The 5,032-nt window shown below is 26.4% G+C and carries 1 protein-coding gene; it reads left to right on the top strand.

What is annotated here, in order from left to right:
• The first annotated feature begins 213 nt into the window (after window positions 1-213).
• Entirely contained in the window at window positions 214-4,713 is a 4,500-nt protein-coding gene (locus Q4E08_RS11425; RefSeq protein ID WP_303131065.1) for an AAA domain-containing protein, read from the top strand.
• Window positions 4,714-5,032: the final 319 nt, after the last annotated feature.

Genomic DNA, 5,032 nt, shown 5'->3' with positions numbered 1-5,032 from the left:
CTGCTTTCGGACACGGGTTCGACACCCGTCGCCTCCACCAAATAAAAAACCACGAAAATCATATTTTTTGATTTTTGTGGTTTTTTTATTTTAAAAGTATTAATAGTATATATAATATAATAAAAAAGTTAATAGGTGGTATTTTTTAAAATATATAGTATAATTAGTTAGTAGAAAATAAAATTTTATAAAAGTACTTTTGGAGGGGAATTAATGCTGAATGAAGAAAATAAGAGTAAGGTTATCAATCTATTTCAATTTTTAAAGCAATATAATAATATAAAAAACCCGACGATAACAGATATTGCTTCACAGCATTGGCATAGATGGCTTAATGATATTCCGAATCATGAAAAAATAAAAAATAATATATATAAAGAAGATGATGAGTCTGATGAGTTATTAACTGTAGGTAAACCTGAGTTTACAGAATGTCCTGAGCCACCGGTAGAATTAAGAGAATGGCTTGAAAAAGGATGGAATAAATTTGAAGGAGAAGTAAAAGTAAAAGAATACATAAATAAAATAGAAAAATACAGAGAAACAGAAGATGAAAATTCAGTTAAGGTTAATTTTGATGATGACAATAAAAGAGTTATAGCATTAGAAAAATGGAAGTCTAAGAGAAATATTTGGTTAGAGAAAGAAAAGATTTCACATTATGTTGATGATATATTTAATATGTTATATACAGTGTATTCGACATTAAAAAAAGAATCTGAAACAATGGAATTAATTATTGGTGATGGAATTTTAGGATGTAGTGCTGAAAAGAAAATATATCACCCTGTTATTATTCAAAAAGTTAATTTAATATTTGATTCTAACGTTCCTGAGTTTAGGATTGAAGTATCTGATAAAAGTCCAGAATTATATAAAAATATATTTAACTTAGTACCTGATTCTAATACAGAATTATTGCTAGAAATTTATAAAGAGTTTGAGAAAGAAGAATTTTCACCTTTTGATATAAATAGTAGCAATTCGTTTCTTAACAGAGTTGCTAATGCATTATCACCTAAGGGAAAATTTTTAAAGAATGAAGAAGGTTTTAGATTTCAAGAATATCCTCAGATATTTAGAAAACCTGTTTTATTTATTAGGAGAATAAATATGGGCTTTGAATCAGCTATTGATACTATTTTAGAGGATTTAGATGAGATAGAGTCTATTCCAGTTTTTTTAAAGGATATAATTGGTGTAGATGAAGATAATAACATCAAAAATATTAATAAAAAAATTGTTGAAGAGAATAGTACATTATTATCTTCAAATGGTTTAGATGAGAATATACTTCTTACAAAACCTGCAAATACTGATCAATTAGCAGTAGCAAAACATTTAGAAAGGCAAGGCGCTGTTTTGGTTCAGGGACCTCCAGGAACAGGAAAGACTCATACGATTGCTAATATGATAGGACATTTATTGTCTCAAGGTAAAAATATATTAGTTACAAGTTATAGTGAGAAGGCTTTATCTGTTTTAAAAGAAAAAGTTACTGATAATTTACAGGCGCTATGTTTAAGTTTACTTTCTACAACTGAAAGTAGAATTGAAATGGAGAAAACTTTAGATGTTATAAATGAAAATAGATCTAGGTTAGAGCTAAATAGCTTAAATCAAAGGATAATTTCATTAGAAAGAGATAGAAAATATAAAATTGAAAAATTAGGACACTTGAAACTTGAATTGAAAAATGCAAGATTAAATGAATACAGAGCTATAGTAATAGGTGGGAAGGAATTTAAACCTAAAGAGTGTGCAAAGTTTATTAATACGCACAAAGAAAATGCAAGTTGGATTCCTTTGCCAATTAAAAAAGGTATGAATTTATCGTTAACTTATCAAGAATTAGAAGAGTTATATTTAAGCAATGAAGCAATTTCTGAGGAAGAAGAGAATGAATTTAATAATAACCTACCAGATATTTCTGAGTTAATAACGCCTATAGAGTTTAATAATTTAATTAATAAAAAAAATTCTTTTAAAAAAGAAGTATTGAATTATGGAATTGAATTTTGGAAAGATACTTGTAAAGTCGATGAAGAGAATTTAAAAGAAGTAATAAATAAAGTTGAGAATTCTATTAAAAATATTGATTTAAATAATGAATGGACTTTAGAAATAATAGAAAATTCAAAAGAGGATGTATTAAAACAAAATTGGATTGATTTAAAAAATGAAATTAATAGAGTATATAAGATAGCATTAGAATGTTCTCAAGATATTTTAAATTATAACCCTGAATTTAAAAATTTAGATGATAATATAGATGTTAAGGCTATATTAGATGAAATAATTAAAAAACTTGAAAGTGGAGGAAAAATAAGAAAAATTAATCTTCTTTTAAATAAACAAATGAAATTGTTTATAAATTCATGTAGAGTAAATGGTCATATTCCTGTAAAATCTAAGGAGTATAAGGCTTTGGACAAATTTTACACATTAAAATTAGAGAGAGAAAAATTAAAGAATAGATGGAATAGACAAATGGTTCCGTTGGGCGCTGATAGTACTGAAGTTATGGGCGATAACTTTGAATCTATATGCATTAAATATATACCTATAATTAATGAAAATATTAGTTGGTATAATGATATTTGGGCAAGGGTAGAAGAGGATATAAAAGAAGTTGGATTAGATTTAGATAAAATTAATAATAGAGTAGATTTGTCTAGTGATAGATATGGCAATTTAAAATATATTAAAACAGAATTAAGTAAAAAAGTTATAGAATTGATTCAATCACAAATAAGTAGACTTAAGTATAAACAAATAAGACAAAGTAAAGAGAAAATTGAAAATATAATTAATAAGTATTCATCTAACAAAAATAGTAAAATCATAAGTAATCTTCAAAATGCAATGATTAATGAAGATGCAAATTTATATAAAGAATGCTATGAAGCTATATTAGATATAAAAAATATAGGAAAAAATATTATTAGAAGAAGAGAATTAATAGATAAATTGGAAAAAACAGCACCAAAGTGGGCTAATGAAATAAGATTGAGAAATGGAAAATTTGGAGAGGGAAATATTCCACTAAATATAAATGATGCTTGGAAATATGCACAATTTAAACAGGAAATAGATTATAGGAATTCTGTTAATATTGAAGAGATTCAAACTGATATATTAGATATGGAAAAAGCTTTAAGAAAAAATACATCTGAACTTGCATTTAATAAAGCTTGGTTGTATAAATTAAAATCTTTTGAAAATAATAAAACGCAGGTTAGAGCTATAGAAGGTTGGAGACAGCTTATTAGAAAGATAGGGCAGGGAAAAGGAAAAAAAGCAGAAAAGTTAAAATCAGAGGCACGTAAATTAATGCCAGAATGTCAGGGTGCAGTTCCTGTTTGGATAATGCCACTAAATAAAGTAGTAGAGAACTTTAATCCGAAGAAAAATAAATTTGATGTGGTAATTATTGATGAAGCGAGTCAAGCAGATGTTATGGCAATAGTTGCATTGTATCTAGGAAAGCAAGTAATAATTGTGGGTGATAATGAACAAGTTAGCCCCTTAGCTATAGGAGAAAAGACAGAAGATGTTGAAAATTTAGCTAAAGAGTATTTAGATAATATACCACATAAATCTTTATATAATGGTAAATTTTCAATATATGATTTAGCACAAGCATCAGGTTATCAGCCAGTAAGGTTAAAAGAACATTTTAGATGTGTTCCTGAAATAATTCAGTATTCAAACATTCTTTCGTATAATGGACATATTAAGGCATTACGTGAAACTAGTCAAATTAAAACAAAACCAGCTATAGTAACTTATAGAGTTTTAGATGGAATAATTTCGAATAAAATTAATGAGAAGGAAATAGATGCAGTAGTATCTTTAATACTAGCATGTTGTGAGCAAAAGGAATATAAAGGAAAGAGTTTCGGTGTAATAACATTAAAAGGAGATAAACAAGCTACATTTATAGACAGAAAGTTACAAAGTAAAATGGATGTTAAAGAATATAATAACAGAAATATATTATGTGGAAATGCGTCTAATTTCCAGGGGGATGAAAGAGATATTATATTCTTAACGATGGTAGATGTAAATGATAATGAAGGACCAATGAGATTACAATCATTTGGAAGTGATGATTTGTTTAAGAAAAGATATAATGTTGCGGTAAGTCGTGCAAAAGATCAGTTATGGCTTATTCATTCACTAGATTATGAAAATGATTTAAAGCAAGGTGATATTAGAAAAGGTTTGTTAGAATATTGCAACAATTACAAATCAAGGCAGGTAGAATTTGAAAAGAGTGTAATTAAAGCTGAATCAGAATTTGAGAAAAGGGTAATTAAATATTTAATAGATAGAGGATATAATGTAACTCCTCAATGGGAAGTTGGGGCATTCAGAATAGATATGGTTGTAAGTTATAAGGGTAATAAAATAGCTATTGAATGTGATGGAGAAAAATGGCATGGTGAAGACAAGCTAGAAGAGGATATGAATAGACAATCTATCTTAGAACGTTTAGGTTGGAGATTTATAAGAATTAGAGGTAGTGAATTCTTTACTGATGAGGTGGCATCTATGAAAATGGTTATTAAAAAATTAAATGAGCTTGAAATATATCCAGAAGAATATAATTGTGAGTCAAAAGATGATAATATTTTAAAAAATACTGTTATATCTAGAGCACAAGAAATTAGAGCAAGCTGGAAGATTGAAGAGGATGAAAATAATTAATTATAAAAACTATTTGTAAATTTTAAAGTTAATTATTCTATAATACTAAAAAATCTGCAACGTTAGTTGTGGATTTTTTAGTATTAGATTTTTATAAAATATTATACATATAATGATAAAAATTTTATTAACTAAATAAATTAGTATTAAAGATTGGAATTATAAAATATACTTGAATATATGCATTATAGAAAGGTTAATTATTGTAGCATATAATTCACTATATTATAATTAAGTTTTTAAATATAGTTTAAAAATATTATATTTTTTTATATATTTATATATTGCAAGTAGGTCAAAATACATGCCCCTAAATTCA

The sequence above is a fragment of the Clostridium sp. genome, from assembly GCF_030532265.1.
Taxonomy (GTDB): domain Bacteria; phylum Bacillota; class Clostridia; order Clostridiales; family Clostridiaceae; genus Clostridium.
This window is presented reverse-complemented; position numbering and strand designations above follow the sequence as displayed.

Bases quoted from the DNA above. Each gene is read 5' to 3' on its own strand.
- Q4E08_RS11425 (WP_303131065.1), top strand. From the start codon at position 214: ATGCTGAATGAAGAAAATAAGAGTAAGGTTATCAATCTATTTCAATTT.